This is a genomic window from Streptomyces sp. NBC_00582, from assembly GCF_036345155.1.
Taxonomy (GTDB): domain Bacteria; phylum Actinomycetota; class Actinomycetes; order Streptomycetales; family Streptomycetaceae; genus Streptomyces.
The window spans coordinates 4,251,886-4,266,415 of the sequence record NZ_CP107772.1 but is presented as its reverse complement, the minus strand read 5'-3'; the positions used below and the strand labels follow the sequence as shown (position 1 = coordinate 4,266,415).

The 14,530-nt window shown below is 71.6% G+C and carries 13 protein-coding genes and 1 pseudogene; 9 read left to right on the top strand and 5 right to left on the bottom strand.

Annotated features, from left to right (window positions below; genetic code table 11):
- Nucleotides 1–20 precede the first annotated feature (20 nt).
- Complete coding sequence (locus OG852_RS18710; RefSeq protein WP_133912726.1) at nucleotides 21–1,115, top strand: adenylate/guanylate cyclase domain-containing protein; 1,095 nt, start codon at nucleotides 21–23, stop codon at nucleotides 1,113–1,115.
- Between the two features lie 16 nt (nucleotides 1,116–1,131).
- Here the strand turns inward: OG852_RS18710 and OG852_RS18705 are convergent, their stop codons facing one another.
- A complete protein-coding gene (locus tag OG852_RS18705; protein ID WP_330348491.1) occupies nucleotides 1,132–1,755 on the bottom strand; it encodes a hypothetical protein in 624 nt (207 codons plus the stop codon).
- A gap of 260 nt (nucleotides 1,756–2,015) precedes the next feature.
- Here OG852_RS18705 and OG852_RS18700 point away from each other — a divergent pair, with 260 nt between their 5' ends.
- The 3 genes from OG852_RS18700 to hutH all read left to right on the top strand — a co-directional run bounded on the left by OG852_RS18700 (nucleotide 2,016) and on the right by hutH (nucleotide 5,684).
- Entirely contained in the window at nucleotides 2,016–2,819 is an 804-nt protein-coding gene (locus OG852_RS18700; protein ID WP_133912725.1) for an enoyl-CoA hydratase/isomerase family protein, read from the top strand.
- Nucleotides 2,820–2,905: 86 nt separating this feature from the next.
- A complete protein-coding gene (locus OG852_RS18695; protein ID WP_133912724.1) occupies nucleotides 2,906–4,048 on the top strand; it encodes a GGDEF domain-containing protein in 1,143 nt (380 codons plus the stop codon).
- Nucleotides 4,049–4,145: 97 nt separating this feature from the next.
- Nucleotides 4,146–5,684, top strand: a complete 1,539-nt coding sequence (gene hutH, locus OG852_RS18690) for a histidine ammonia-lyase (RefSeq protein WP_330351463.1) — start codon at nucleotides 4,146–4,148, stop codon at nucleotides 5,682–5,684.
- 53 nt (nucleotides 5,685–5,737) lie between these two features.
- Here hutH and OG852_RS18685 read toward each other — a convergent pair whose 3' ends face one another.
- A complete protein-coding gene (locus OG852_RS18685; RefSeq protein WP_133912723.1) occupies nucleotides 5,738–6,544 on the bottom strand; it encodes a hypothetical protein in 807 nt (268 codons plus the stop codon).
- Nucleotides 6,545–6,586: 42 nt separating this feature from the next.
- Nucleotides 6,587–6,913, bottom strand: a complete 327-nt coding sequence (locus OG852_RS18680; protein ID WP_208117165.1) for an LPXTG cell wall anchor domain-containing protein — start codon at nucleotides 6,911–6,913, stop codon at nucleotides 6,587–6,589.
- 109 nt (nucleotides 6,914–7,022) lie between these two features.
- Here OG852_RS18680 and OG852_RS18675 point away from each other — a divergent pair, with 109 nt between their 5' ends.
- Complete coding sequence (locus tag OG852_RS18675) at nucleotides 7,023–7,379, top strand: hypothetical protein (protein ID WP_330348490.1); 357 nt, start codon at nucleotides 7,023–7,025, stop codon at nucleotides 7,377–7,379.
- Between the two features lie 234 nt (nucleotides 7,380–7,613).
- On the top strand, nucleotides 7,614–8,876 hold the full coding sequence (locus OG852_RS18670; RefSeq protein ID WP_208117164.1) for a L,D-transpeptidase: 1,263 nt from the start codon (nucleotides 7,614–7,616) through the stop codon (nucleotides 8,874–8,876).
- Between the two features lie 22 nt (nucleotides 8,877–8,898).
- Here the strand turns inward: OG852_RS18670 and OG852_RS18665 are convergent, their stop codons facing one another.
- Nucleotides 8,899–10,068, bottom strand: a complete 1,170-nt coding sequence (locus OG852_RS18665; RefSeq protein ID WP_133912719.1) for a hypothetical protein — start codon at nucleotides 10,066–10,068, stop codon at nucleotides 8,899–8,901.
- Between the two features lie 191 nt (nucleotides 10,069–10,259).
- Here OG852_RS18665 and OG852_RS18660 point away from each other — a divergent pair, with 191 nt between their 5' ends.
- From OG852_RS18660 to OG852_RS18650, 3 genes and pseudogenes are all read left to right on the top strand, one after another.
- Nucleotides 10,260–11,732 carry an ABC transporter permease gene (locus OG852_RS18660; protein WP_133912718.1) on the top strand — a complete coding sequence of 491 codons (1,473 nt, stop codon included), beginning with the start codon at nucleotides 10,260–10,262 and terminating at the stop codon, nucleotides 11,730–11,732.
- A 114-nt stretch (nucleotides 11,733–11,846) separates the two neighbouring features.
- A complete protein-coding gene (locus OG852_RS18655; protein ID WP_133912717.1) occupies nucleotides 11,847–12,533 on the top strand; it encodes an ABC transporter ATP-binding protein in 687 nt (228 codons plus the stop codon).
- 117 nt (nucleotides 12,534–12,650) lie between these two features.
- Nucleotides 12,651–13,429 (top strand): annotated as a pseudogene (locus OG852_RS18650) (group II truncated hemoglobin).
- 23 nt (nucleotides 13,430–13,452) lie between these two features.
- On the opposite strand, the gene OG852_RS18645 reads toward OG852_RS18650, so the two are convergent.
- Nucleotides 13,453–14,358, bottom strand: a complete 906-nt coding sequence (locus tag OG852_RS18645; protein ID WP_133912715.1) for a helix-turn-helix domain-containing protein — start codon at nucleotides 14,356–14,358, stop codon at nucleotides 13,453–13,455.
- Between the last annotated feature and the right edge of the window lie 172 nt (nucleotides 14,359–14,530).

The following is a 14,530-nucleotide window of genomic DNA, read 5'->3' as shown; positions in this document are numbered from 1 at the left end:
AGATCGGAAGGGCAGCAGGCGTGACCGTCGACGACACGGGCTCCGACGATCCCGACGAGGGCAACCCGCTCGCGCTGCGCCTCGAACAGCTCATCCTCGGCGCCGAGCGGCGCTACACCCCGTTCCAGGCGGCCCGTAGCGCCGGTGTCTCCATGGAGCTGGCGTCCCGTTTCTGGCGGGCGATGGGTTTCGCCGACATCGGGCAGGCCAAGGCGCTCACCGAGGCCGATGTGCTGGCGCTGCGCCGGCTCGCCGGTCTGGTCGAGGCGGGGCTGCTCAGCGAGGCGATGGCGGTGCAGGTGGCGCGGTCCACGGGCCAGACCACCGCCCGGTTGGCCGAATGGCAGATCGACTCCTTCCTGGAGGGGCTGACCGAGCCGCCCGAGCCGGGTATGACCCGCACCGAGGTCACGTATCCGATCGTCGAACTGCTGCTGCCCGAGCTGGAGGAGTTCCTGGTCTACGTCTGGCGCCGCCAGCTCGCCGCCTCGGCCGGCCGGGTCGTGCAGGCCGCGGACGACGAGGAGATGGTGGACCGGCGGCTCGCCGTCTGCTTCGCCGACCTGGTCGGCTTCACCCGGCTGACCCGGCGGATGGAGGAGGAGGAGCTCGGCGAGCTGGTCGAGGCCTTCGAGACCACCTCCGCCGACCTGGTGGCGGCCCGCGGCGGCCGGCTGATCAAGACCCTCGGCGACGAGGTGCTGTACGCGGCGGACGACGCGGGCACCGCCGCCGACATCGCGCTGCTGCTGGTCGAGACGATGAGCAACGACGAGACGATGCCGGAGCTGCGGGTCGGCATGGCGTTCGGCACGGTCACGACCCGGATGGGCGATGTCTTCGGTACGACGGTCAACCTCGCCTCGCGGCTGACGTCGATAGCGCCGCGCGACGCGGTGCTCGTCGACAGCGCGTTCGCCGAGGAACTGATCCGCACCGGGGACGCGCCGGCCTCCGAGGCGGAGGCGGCGGAGGAGGCCGCGGCGGCGGAGAAGGAGGGCGAGGAGCCGCCGAAGTACCGCTTCGCGCTCCAGCCGATGTGGCAGCGGCCGGTGCGTGGCCTCGGCGTGGTCGAGCCGTGGCTGTTGACCCGCCGCCAGGACCCGGGCGACTGACCGGCGCTCTCCGTTCTCACAGTGCTGACGTCACGTGCAGCGGGTCCACGCACAGGCCTACGACGGGGACGCAGACGCCCGGCTGAGGGGCCGGGGCGGGGTGCCGCGGGGCGGGGGCCGGGGGCGTGCTCGCCGTCGGGGCGGGCGCCGGCGTGCGGGTCGGTGCGGGCCGGGACACGGTGGAGCGGCTCGGCGCGGGGGCGGGGATGCGCGCGGCCGGGGCGGGGTGCGGGGCGGCCGGGGCGTAGGACGGGCCCGGCGTGAGGGATACGGACGTGGGGGCGCCCGGGCTGCCGGGGACGAGGCTGACCTGGGGGGTCGGCTCGGCGCTCGCCCCGCCCATGGCGGAGGGCGCGGTCGGGGTGGCCGCGACGGTGGCGCCGGCGTTGGCCGCGTGGTCCGTGGCGGTGTCGGCGCTCGTGACGGGGTCCGGGTGGGGTTCCGCCTCCGCGGTGCCGATACCGGTGACGCCGGCCGGGCCGGACGACATCCGCACCAGGCTCAGTACCCCGGCGGCCAGCGCCAGGCCGCCCGCGGCGAACAGGACCTTGCGGGGGCGGGGACGGCGGTGCCGGCCGCGTGGCGCCGCGAAGAGCCGGGTGGGCTCCGTCTGCCGGTCGTCCACCGGTGTGATGGTCATCGCGTTCCCTCCCGGTGCGGTCGCGCCCCCGATGCGCCGGGGCGGACGCACGTTATGCGCTCCCATGAGGGGTCGGGGAGGAGTTGGGTGAGATGTCACTCGAACGGGTGGGCGGTCCCCGGGGTGGGGAGGGGACGGGGATGCCGGGGGAACCGGCCCCGGACCGCCCGGCCTTTTCTCCGGGGCCCGAGGCTGCGATGATCTCGGACCGAGAGGTGTTAACCATCGTTAACTCGGGTGTCGATGTCGCGGAGGAAGTCATGAGCGAGGAGCGGTTCGGGGAGTTCGTCCTGGTGCGGCGGCACGGGGACGGCGGTCATGTCGCGGAGCTGGTCCTCGACCGGCCCAAGGCCATGAACGCCATGTCCACCGAGATGGCCAGGTCCGTCGGCGGCGCGTGTGCGGCGCTGGGCGAGGACCGGGACGTACGGGCCGTCGTGCTGACCTCGACGCATGAGCGGGCGTTCTGCGTCGGCGCCGATCTCAAGGAGCGGAACTCCTTCACCGACGCGGACCTGCGGCGCCAGCGGCCGGTCTCGCGCGGGGCGTACACGGGCGTCCTGGAGCTGCCGATGCCGACGGTGGCGGCGGTCCACGGGTTCGCGCTGGGCGGGGGGTACGAGCTGGCGCTCGCGTGCGATGTCATCGTGGCCGACCCCACGGCCGTGGTGGGGCTGCCGGAGGTGTCGGTGGGGGTGATCCCGGGCGGGGGCGGTACGCAGTTGCTGCCGCGGCGCGTCGGGGCGGCCCGCGCGGCCGAGCTGATCTTCACCGCGCGACGGGTGGAGGCCGGCGAGGCACGGGAGCTGGGGCTGGTCGATGTACTGGTGGAGGAGGGGCGCGACCGGGAGGAGGCGCTGGCGATGGCCGCGCGGATCGCCGGGAACTCGCCGGTGGGGCTGCGGGCGGCCAAGCGGGCGCTGCGGCTCGGGCAGGGCCTGGATCTTCGGGCGGGGCTGGAGGTGGAGGACGCGGCCTGGCGGACCACCGCGTTCTCGGGGGACCGGGCGGAGGGCGTGGCGGCGTTCAACGAGAAGCGGGCCGCTCGCTGGCCGGGGGAGTAGGGCCCTCGGCGGAGCGGCCGGGCGAGGTGTCACTCTAAGTGCCCCTTCACATCCCCTTTCGTAGTAAATATCCCTAACCTGGGGTAATGGGTGAGGACAGACGCCTTGCGGCCGTCGTCGCGTTGGCTCAGGGGATGGCCGCCGCGCACACGCCCCGCGAGTCGTGGCGGGCGGCGGCACTCGGGGCCTGCCGGGCGCTGGCCGGGGGGTTCGCCGCGCTCTCGGTGTGGGAGCGGGATCTGGGGCGGCTGCGGGTCCTGGTGAACGTGGGGGACCGGGCGGCCGACGAGGAGGAGTTCCCGGAGGCCGAGGCGTATCCGGTGCACCAGTTCCCGGAGATCACCGAGTTCCTGCACGAGCGGTGGGCGTCCGGTGGTGAGCCCAACGCCTGGGTGGAGCTGGCCGAGGGGACGGCCGAGGGGCGGCCGGGGTACTGCCACCAGCGGGTCGCCGCCCTGCGCCGCAGGGGGCGCGGTTCGTGCGTCGTCGCGCCGATCGTGCTGCACGGGCGCGCCTGGGGCGAGCTGTACGTGGCCCGCTCCACCGGTACCCCCGTCTTCGACCGCGCCGACGCCGACTTCGCGACCGTCCTCGCGGCCGTCGTCGCCGCCGGGCTCGCCCAGACCGAGCGGCTGGAGGAGGCCCGCCGGCTCGCCTTCACGGACGCCCTCACCGGCCTCGCCAACCGCCGCGCGGTCGACGTACGCCTGGAGGAGGCGGTCGAGCAGCACCGGGCGCGCGGTGTCGTGGTCAGCCTGGTCGTCTGCGACCTGAACGGGCTCAAGCGGGTCAACGACACCCGGGGGCACGCGGTGGGCGACCGGCTGCTGGAGCGGTTCGGGTCGGTGCTGTCGCTGTGCGGGGCCATGCTGCCCGGGGCGCTGGCCGCGCGACTCGGCGGCGACGAGTTCTGTCTGCTCGCGGCCGGGCCGGCCGCCGACGAGGTGGTGCGGGTGGCGGGCGAGCTGTGCCGGCGCGCCGGCGAGCTGGAGCTGGGCGAGGGCGTGGCCTGCGGGGTCGCCTCCACCGGCGACCCCATCGGGCCCGTGCGCACCGCCCGCCGGCTCTTCCGGCTCGCCGACGCCGCCCAGTACCGTGCCAAGGCCGTGCGGGCCGCCCGGCCGGTGGTCGCGGGCCGCGAGGGCCCCGACGATCCCGTCGTACGCCTCGCCGACGAGCCGCCGCGGGAGCGGGCGGCCGAGCGGCGCAGCTTCCGCGGCCGCCCCTGACCGCCCAGGGCCCGAGTGTGACGTAGTCGGTAAGGGGTGAACCGCGCACCCACTGGTGACATCTTCGTCTTCACTGCGTACGCTCCTGAATATGGATATGCACACTGTGGTGGTGGGGACGTCCGGGGTGACCGCGTCCGACGTGCTCGCCGTGGCGCGCGGCGGAGCCCGCGTCGAGCTCTCCGGTGAGGCGGTGGCGGCGCTCGCCGCGGCCCGTGGGATCGTGGACGCCCTCGCGGCCAAGCCCGACCCGGTCTACGGCGTCTCCACCGGATTCGGCGCCCTCGCCACCCGGCACATCAGCCAGGAACTGCGCGCACAGCTCCAGCGCAACATCGTCCGCTCGCACGCCGCCGGCATGGGCCCCCGCGTCGAGCGCGAGGTCGTCCGCGCGCTGATGTTCCTGCGGCTGAAGACCGTCTGCTCGGGACACACGGGCGTGCGGCCCGAGGTCGCGCAGACCATGGCCGACCTCCTCAACGCCGGGATCACCCCCGTCGTCCACGAGTACGGCTCCCTCGGCTGCTCCGGCGACCTCGCGCCCCTGTCCCACTGCGCCCTCACCCTGATGGGCGAGGGGGACGCCGAGGGCCCGGACGGGACCGTCCGCCCCGCCGCCGACCTGCTCGCCGAGGCCGGCATCGACCCCGTCGAGCTGCGCGAGAAGGAGGGCCTCGCCCTCCTCAACGGCACCGACGGCATGCTCGGCATGCTGATCATGGCCCTCGCCGACCTGGACCGGCTCTACAAGTCCGCCGACATCACCGCCGCCCTCAGCCTGGAGGCGCTGCTCGGTACGGACAAGGTCCTCGCGCCCGAGCTGCACGCCATCCGCCCGCACCCGGGCCAGGGCGACTCCGCCGCCAACATGCTCGCCGTCCTCGCGGGCTCCGAGCTCACCGGGCACCACCAGGACGGCGCCCCCCGCGTCCAGGACGCCTACTCGGTGCGCTGCGCCCCGCAGGTCGCCGGCGCCGGACGCGACACGATGGCCCACGCCCGGCTCGTCGCCGAGCGGGAGCTCGCCTCGGCCGTCGACAACCCGGTGGTCCTGCCCGACGGCCGGGTCGAGTCCAACGGCAACTTCCACGGCGCCCCGGTGGCGTACGTCCTGGACTTCCTCGCGATCGCCGCCGCCGACCTCGCCTCCATCGCCGAGCGGCGCACCGACCGGCTGCTGGACAAGAACCGCAGCCACGGCCTGCCGCCGTTCCTCGCCGACGACGCCGGCGTCGACTCCGGGCTGATGATCGCCCAGTACACGCAGGCCGCACTGGTCGCCGAACTGAAGCGGCTCGCCGTACCGGCCTCGGCGGACTCGATCCCGTCCTCCGCGATGCAGGAGGACCATGTGTCGATGGGCTGGTCGGCGGCGCGCAAGCTGCGCACGGCCGTCGACAACCTCAACCGCGTCCTCGCCGTCGAGCTGTACGCGGCCACGCGCGGCGTCGAGCTGCGCGAGGGACTCACCCCGGCGCCCGCGACCCGCGCGGTCCTCGCAGCCGTGCGCGAGGCCGGGGTCCAGGGGCCCGGTCCCGACCGGTTCCTGGCGCCCGACCTCGCGGCGGCCGACACGTTCGTGCGCGAGGGCCGGCTGGTCGCGGCGGCGGAGACCGTCACCGGGCCGCTGAGGTGACGCAGGGGGCCCTGCCGTACGTGGTGACGGCAGGGCCCTGTGGGACGCGTGGGTTACGCCAGTTTGCCGAGCTGGGCCGTGACCACGGCCGCCGGGACCGGGCCCATGTCACCGCCGGAGGCGAACGCGGCGAAGTTCACCGTGTAGAACGTGGCCACCGTGGTGCCCTTGCGGATCACCTCGGCGTGGAAGGTGGCCGTGCCCTCGCCGTCCATGTCGACGGTCTCCGAGAACGCCAGCGCCTCGTCGCCGCCCCCGGTGCCCTTCTCCGAGGCGACCTTGGTGATCTTGGACTTCTCGCCGTCGGCCTGGAGTCCGAACCCGCCGGAGCAGGCCGCGACGCCGTCCGACACGGACTTCATGGCCTTCTGGGCGCCGTCGCCGTCGTACGAGGACAGCCCCACGAACGTCAGGGTGACCTTGAACGCGTCCTCGATGTCGGCCTCACTGACGTCGTCCAGCGAGGTCGGAGAGGCCGAGGCCTTCTCCTCCGTGACGGTGTTGCTCGCGGCCGCGTCCGTGTCGCCCGGCGGGAGAGCGGCCGTGGCCCAGGCCAGCGGGGCGCACTCCGTCTTGTCCACCTTGACGACGGACTTGGACGTGGGGAGCGTGTCGTCGCCGTCGGTCACCTTGTAGCCCTTGACCTCGCCCTGCGCGAGCAGCAGCTTCTCCAGCTCCGCCGAGGTCGGCGCCTTCGCGTCGGCGGCGGACGAGGAGGAGGACGACGAGGAGCCCTTGGAGCCGCCGGACTTCCCGGAGTCCTTCGAGCCGTCGTCCGAGGAACAGCCCGTGAGCAGGGCGAGTGACAGTGCGCCGATCGCGGCGGTGGAGCACAGCCGCGCCCCCGATGATCTCTTCATGCGCGGACTATGAAACGCCTGTCAAACGACAGTCAAGTCATTTCAAAATCCGAGGCGTTCCCGGCGTACCGAATAGACGACGAAACCGGCGCCCAGGGCGAGCAGTGTGGTTCCGCCGACCACGTACGGGGTGGTGTCGAAGCTTCCGGTGTCGGCGAGCCGGGTGCCGTCGTCGGATGTGGTCGACGCGTCGGTCACATGCGTCGCCGTGGTGCTGGACACGGCCCGCGCCTGGGTCGTGACCTGCGTCGTCGTCTCGGTTCTCGCCGGGGTGTCCTGGGTCGCGTTGGCGGACGGGACGAACCACAGGGCGCCCAGCAGGGTGCCCGCGGCGGTGGCGGTCAGCAACGGACGTCGAGCGGATGACACCGGATATCGATCCCCTTGTGGCGCTGGCGAATTGGCCCTGGGGTCCGATGCTAGTGAAAGGCGCGGGTCGCGGGAAAGTTGCGGGAGCTGTGAGCCGTACGCTCCGGGCATGAGCGCTGAGGAGACATCACATTTTGTACGGGTTCGAGTGGATCTGGTGGTCGAGGTGCGCGACCCGGACGGGTTGACGCGGGCCGCGGTCGGACGGATCGACGGCGACCCCGACCTCCCCGACGCCGAGCGCACCCACGCGCGAAGCGCTGTGACGGAAGACACCGCGGAGGCGATCGCCTACCTCGTCGATCCGTTCGACCTGGTCAGCGAGGTGCCCGGGGTGGAGCTCCAGCAGGCGTCCTGGTCCACGGAACAGATCGACTACGACCCGGACTCGCCTGAGTGGGGTCCGTATGAGGATGATGGCGGGGACGAGGACGACGACGACGGCGATGGAGCCGGCATCGGCTGAGCGGCCCGGGGAATTCGTCAACCCCGGACGGCAACCGCCCTCCGGGGTTTCGCCGTCTCAGTGGACGCACGGACCGACCCCCGCACCACCCGTCCCGGGCGGGCCCCACCGCCCGCGGGGACGTGGCGTGGACGTGGCGTGGCCCACACATTCGGAGAATGTGGAACGGGGCTCACCGGTCGCAGCGTTTAAGTTCGTTAACGGGGACTCTCGGGGTTCAGGGAATCGGCAACGATGGAGAAGCGTGTGATGACGGACAGTAGGCGGCGCCGAGGTCTGATGACGGCGTCCGCACTGCTCGGCGGTGTGCTGATGCTGACCGCGTGTTCCAGCGGCGACAGCAGTGCCTCGGACGGCAAGGACAGCTCCTCGCAGGCCAAGGCCGACGAGGCGGCCGCGAAGAAGTCCTCCGAGGCACAGATCAAGATCACACCGGCGGACGGCTCGAACAACGCCTCCATCAACAACTCGGCGGCCGTCACGGTGAGCAAGGGCACGCTCACCGAGGTGACGATGACCACCGCCGACGGCACCGCCGTCCAGGGCGCGCTCTCCGCCGACAAGACGAGCTGGAAGCCCAGCGTCCAGCTCGAGCGCTCGACCACCTACAAGGTCGCCGCCAGCGCCAAGGACTCCAGCGGCCTCGAGGCCCACGAGAACGCGTCCTTCACCACGGTCTCCCCGGACAACAGCTTCATAGGCAACTTCACGCCCGAGGACGGCTCGACCGTCGGCGTGGGCATGCCCGTCTCGATCAACTTCAACAAGGAGATCACCAACAAGGCGGCCGTGCAGAAGGGCATCACCGTCACCTCCAGCAGCGGCCAGGAGGTCGTCTGCCACTGGTTCTCCACCGTCCGCATGGACTGCCGTCCCGAGGACTACTGGAAGGAGAACTCCACCGTCACGCTGAAGCTGGCGCTCGACGGTGTCGAGGGCGCCAACGGTGTCTTCGGCGTCCAGCAGAAGACGGTCACCTTCAAGATCGGCCGCAACCAGGTCACCACCGTCGACGCGCAGACCAAGCAGATGAAGGTCACGCAGGACGGCAAGGTCGTCAAGACCATCCCGATCTCCGCCGGTTCGCCCGACAACAAGACGTACGAAGGCCAGATGGTGATCTCCGAGAAGTTCAAGGAGACCCGGATGAACGGCGCGACGGTCGGCTTCACCGACTCCGACGGCAAGGGCGAGTACGACATCAAGGACGTCCCGCACGCCATGCGCCTGACCACCTCCGGCACCTTCGTGCACGGCAACTACTGGGGCGCCAAGTCGATCTTCGGCGCGGTGAACACCAGCCACGGCTGCGTCGGCCTCTCCGACACCAAGGGCGCCAACGACCCGAGCACGCCCGCCGCGTGGTTCTACAACAACTCGATCATCGGTGACGTCGTGGTCGTCCAGAACACCGGCGACAAGACGGTGGCCCCGGACAACGGCCTCAACGGCTGGAACATGGACTGGGCCCAGTGGAAGGCGGGTTCGGCGGTCTGATCCGGACGCCGGACGCGAGCTGTCACTGAGGCGAAGGCGGCTGCCCCGGAGGGGTGGCCGCCTTTCGCGTGCCGCGGCCCGGAACGCGCGGCAGCACCCGTCGTCCCGGCCTCTGCGCCGGCGGTGCTCCCGACGGCTTGGGAGGTTTCCGGCCCGACCGTTCCTTCCTCCCGGCGTCGCCCCCCGGTTCGCGTCCGGGAGTCCTGACGTTCTCCAGCAGGAACTGCCCCTGCCGGTCGACGGCCCGGGTCACCGACTCCTGGAGGACACCGAACGCGATGGCCCACGCGATGATCTGGGTGGACGTGTCGAGCGCGGTGAGCCCGGGGAAGAAGCGGCCGCTGAGCAGGAGGATCCCGATGACGGCGGTGAGCGCCCCCACGGGAAGCCGCAGCAGCAGCAGCGCGGTGGCCACGTGGTAGGGCCCTGAACTCCCCCGTACCTTCCGCAGGGACACCGATCCCGCGACGGCCGCGCCGAGCATCCCGCAGAACTCGACGAACCAGACGCCTTGCCAGCTCGGGTCCTTCCCGAAGGGACAGATGGTGGGCTTCGCGTTCGGATCGTCCGCGTCCTCGGGGAAGCAGAAACGGGTGCCCACGGCCGGTTCCGACAGCGCCCACAGGGCGAAGCCGACGGCGATCAGCGCCATGATGAGGGTGGCCGCGCACAGGAGGCGGGTGAAGTACCGGACCCGCGCTCGCTCCGCCTCCTCGGCCTGATAGGCGGCGTGCAGCGCCTGCGCGAGCAACTCCCGGTCCGCGCCCGCGACCTGAGCCCCCGACCGGGACAGCACCTCCTCCAGGTGCTGGAGCCGCGCGTCCTCCGGGTCGAGATGCAGACGGGCCTGAACGAGGACGGGCAGCCCCTTCCAACGGAGTTCGGCCTCCGGGACGAGCCGCAGAACGGCGACCTCGGCCTCGTGCAGATTGGCCAGCACCGTGTCGGTCGACTTCCCGCGGACGCGGTCCCAGGCCCCGCGCCTCCGCAGCGCCTGCCGCGCCGCCCCGAGATGGGTGTCCGCCTTCTTGACGTACTCCGCGTCGGGCGCGGTGGGCCCCTGGCACGCGACCCTGTTGATCTGCCCCTGCAGATCCGCGACATGAGCGGCGATCCGTTGGGACCAGGCCGACGTCCTGTGGACGGCCACATCGCCGTCGTCGTCGTGCGTCAGCGGATTTCTGGCGGCCATCTCCGGCTCCCGGCGCCTCGTGACCAGCCCCTTCCATTGAATCTCCGGCTCACCCGTCGCGCAATTCGCCCGCTCCGACACCCGCTCTGACAGGTGGGCACGGGATCACACCTGGCTCTCCGACAGCCTTCTCATGCTTCTCTTATTTCTGCCTTATGCAGTCATCACGCGCCGTATCTAGCTTGCGGCGCATGTTCTTCACCTACCTGAGGCGCGAGCTGCGCCGCCGCAGAAAGGCGGCCCTCGTCGTCGCCTCCGGACTCGCGCTGGGCATCGCGCTGGTCATCGTGGTCTCCTCCGTGTCCTCCGGCATGGGGAAGGCCCAGGACAAGGTCCTGCAGAGCCTGTACGGCCTGGGTACGGACATGACGGTCACCAAGGCCGCCTCGCCCACCGCGAGCGCATCGGACCGGCCGCGCTTCCAGTTCGACGCGCAGGACAACGACTCCGACGAGGAGCAGAGCACCGACCGCGTCATGGTGCAGGGCTTCCAGACCCTGGCGACCTCGACCGTCTCCAAGGTGGGCAAGCAGAGCGGCGTCGCGGACGCGGTCGGCGGGCTGAGCCTTCAGGTCATCAAGGTCAGCGGCCAGTTCACCCGCGGCCAGTTCCAGCAGAACGGCAACGGCGGCGGCCAGGGCGGCCCCGGCGGCAACGGCGGAGGCAACGGCCAGCCGCAGGGTGAGGTCCAGGGCGGCGGCGCCAACTTCGACGTCAACAACTACTCCGTCTACGGCACCGACGTCACCCAGCCCGACCTCGGCCCGCTGACCTCCTCCAAGATCACCAGTGGTCGTACCTTCAAGACCACGGAGAACAACGGCAAGGTCGCGATCGTCGACTCGGCGTACGCCAAGGAGAAGAAGCTCAAGGTCGGTTCGACCGTCACCATCAAGAGCGTCAAGTTCAAGGTGATCGGCGTCGCCACGGCCGACAGCGGCGACTCCGCCGCCAACGTCTACATCCCGCTGACCCAGGCCCAGACGATCAGCGACTCGAAGAACAAGGTCACCACGATCTACGTCAAGGCGACCGACTCCCAGAAGATCGACAGCGTCAAGTCGTCGATCCAGAAGAACGTCTCGGGTACGACGGTGACGACCTCCGCCGACCTCGCCGACACCGTCTCCGGCTCCCTCTCGACGGCCTCCTCCCTCGCCACCAACGTCGGCAAGTGGCTGTCCATCGCGGTCCTCGTCGCGGCCTTCCTCGTCGCCGGCCTGCTGACCTCCTCCGCGGTCTCCCGCCGCGTCCGTGAGTTCGGCACCCTCAAGGCCCTGGGCTGGAAGTCCCGCCGGGTCACCGGCCAGGTCATCGGCGAGGCCATGGTCAACGGCCTCCTCGGCGGCGCCCTCGGCATCGCGCTGGGCCTCGCGGGCGCCTACGCCGTGACCGCGGTCAGCCCCACCCTGGAGGCCTCTCTGGGCGGCGGCGGTGGCGGCGGGGGCCAGGGCGGCCCCGGCGGCGGTGGCGGCGGCTTCGGCGGCGGCCCCGGCCGTGCGGCGGCCAAGACCCTCGACGTGGCCCTCACGGCCCCGGTCAGCGTGACCACGGTGGCCATCGCGGTGGGCCTGGCGGTGGCCGGCGGTCTGATCGCCGGCGCCTTCGGCGGCTGGCGCGCGTCGAGGCTCCGCCCGGCGGACGCACTGCGCCGGGTCGAGTAGTCGAGCGACGGCCGACGAGCCGACGTCAGGGGCGCGGGGAACTGCGCGACCAGCCCCAACGCACCAGCACCCGAACGACATCGCGCACGACCCCGAAACCTCCGAGGAGCCACCATGTACGAACTGAAGGGCGTCACCAAGCGCTACACCCGGGGCAAGGACATCGTCCACGCCCTCGACGGCGTCGACCTGACGATCGCCGACGGCGACCGCCTGGTCATCCAGGGCCCCACCGGCGGCGGCAAGTCCACCCTCCTCCAGATGCTCGGCGGCCTCGACCGCCCCTCCGAGGGCGAGGTCGTCCTCGACGGCACCGACCTCGCGAAGCTCTCCGAGGCCAAGCTGACGAAGGTCCGCAGCGAGAACATCGGCTTCGTCTTCCAGTCCTTCAACCTCATCCCGACGCTCACCGCCCAGGAGAACGTCGAGACGGCCCTCGTCCCCCTGGGCGTCAAGGTCAAGGACCGCCGCGAACGGGCTGCCGAGGCCCTGAAGTCGGTCGGCCTCGGCGAACGCCTCGGCCACCTCCCCTCGGAGATGTCCGGCGGCCAGCAGCAGCGCGTCGCGATCGCCCGCGCCCTGGTGAAGCAACCGAAGGTCCTCCTCGCCGACGAGCCCACCGGCAACCTCGACGAGGGCATGCGCGACGAGATCATGGACGTCCTGGAGCGCCTGTGGAAGGAGCACGGGCTGACCTTCATCATGGTCACCCACGACTCCGCGATCGCGAAGAAGGCCCCGCGCCTGGCGACGATCCGCAAGGGCAGGATCACGGTGAAGGAGAACGCGGCGTCGTCGTGACACGGCGCCCAGGCCCCCCGGCACACCGCGGTGTGCCGGGGGCCTCGTGACCCTGCGCTGAGCGAACACACCCCGGAAGTGCAGCTTCCGCCCGCTCCTTCGTGGTTGCGTACCTCCATGACGGCACCAGAGACAACCACGGTCGAGTACATCCGGTACCGCATTCAGGAGGAGCGGTCGGCGGAGTTCCTCGCCGCCTACACCCGCGCCGCGGCCCACCTCGCGGCCTCACCGACTGCGTCGACTACGAACTCGCCCGCTGCGAAGAGGACTTCGAGCACTTCATCCTGCGGATCACCTGGACGTCGACCGAGGACCACCTCCAGGGGTTCCGGACGTCGGACCTGTTCCCCGCCTTCCTCGCCGAGATCCGGCCGTACGTCGGCGCCATAGAGGAGATGCGGCACTACAAGGCGACGGCGGTGCGCGGAGCCGGTTCCGCCGTGCCCACGTTGTTCGCGTGGGCGGGCGGGGCGGAGGCCTTCGCCCGGCTGACGGAGGTGTTCTACGCCAAGGTCGTCGAGGACGAGCTGCTCGCCCCCGTCTTCGCCGGCCTGGCCCCCGAGCACGCCGAGCATGTCGCGCTCTGGCTCGCGGAGGTCTTCGGCGGGCCGGAGACGTACTCCCACACCCAGGGCGGCCACAGTCACATGGTCGCCAAGCACTTCGGACGGAACATCACCGAGGCCCAGCGGCGCCGCTGGGTCAACCTCGTCCAGGACGCCGCCGACGAGGCCGGTCTGCCGACCGACGCCGAGTTCCGGTCCGCGTTCCTCGCCTACGTCGAGTGGGGCACCCGGCTCGCGGTGTACTTCTCCGGGCCGGACGCCAAGCCTCCCGCCGAGCAGCCGGTACCGAAGTGGGGCTGGGGGGCGGCGCCCCCCTACCGAGGCTGACGGCCACCCGCCCGAGAACGGGCTCAGACGGCCGGCCGGGACCCGGCCCGTGTCGCGTCCGCCCCCCACGCCGCCAGCAGCCGCAGCGCCTCCGCCGACGGTGACCCCGGCTCCGCGTGGTACGTCACCAGCGCCAGGTCACCGTCGTCCGGGAGCCGGAAACTCTCGAAGTTGAGGGAGAACTCACCGACGAGAGGGTGGCGCAGACGCTTCACGCCGTGGGCCTTCTCCTTGACGTCGTGGGTGGCCCACAGCCGGCGGAACTCCTCGCTCTTCACGGACAGTTCCCCGACGAGGGCGGACAGCCGTGTGTCGTCGGGGTAGCAGCCCGCGTTCATGCGCAGACTGCAGACGACGTCGATCGCCTTCTGCTCCCAGTCCACGAACAGCTCCCGGTAGTCGGGCCTCAGGAACGCCAGCCGGGCCCAGTTCCGCTCCGCAACCGGCAGCTCCGCCCAGTCACCGAAGAGCGCGGCCGCCATCCGGTTCCAGGCGAGGATGTCCGCGCGCCGACCGATGACGTACGCGGGTACGCCGTCCATGGTGTCGAGGAGCTGCCGCAACGACGCCCGGAGCTGCGGCGGCGGAGCGGTCTGCTTCTTCTTGTGCTTCGGCTTCGCGAGATGGGTGAGATGCGCGTGCTCGGCGTCCGTCAGCCGCAGCGCCCGCGCGATGGAGTCGAGGACCTCCGCCGAGACGTTCCGCCCGTTGCCCTGTTCCAGGCGGGTGTAGTACGCCACCGACACCCCGGCGAGCTGCGCCAGCTCCTCGCGCCGCAGCCCCGGCACCCTGCGATGCCGGCCGAAGTCGGGCAGCCCCACGTCCTCCGGCTTGAGCCGGGCCCGCCGGGTGCGCAGGAACTCGCTCAGCTCGGCACGCCGGTCCAACGGCGCGCCGGACGGTTCGGGGGAGTCGGGCGTGGAGTCCATACGTCCAGTATTCACGGTCGTACGACCACGATCCTGACCCCGCCAGTAGTAGGCACGCCAGACGTACGCAAAGGTGTGGCCTGGGTGAATCCCCTGGCTTCGGGCAGGCTGGACGCCGTGCCCGGCCGGAAGGCAGGCCGGGACGACGAACCCCCCGCTAGGAGATCCCCGG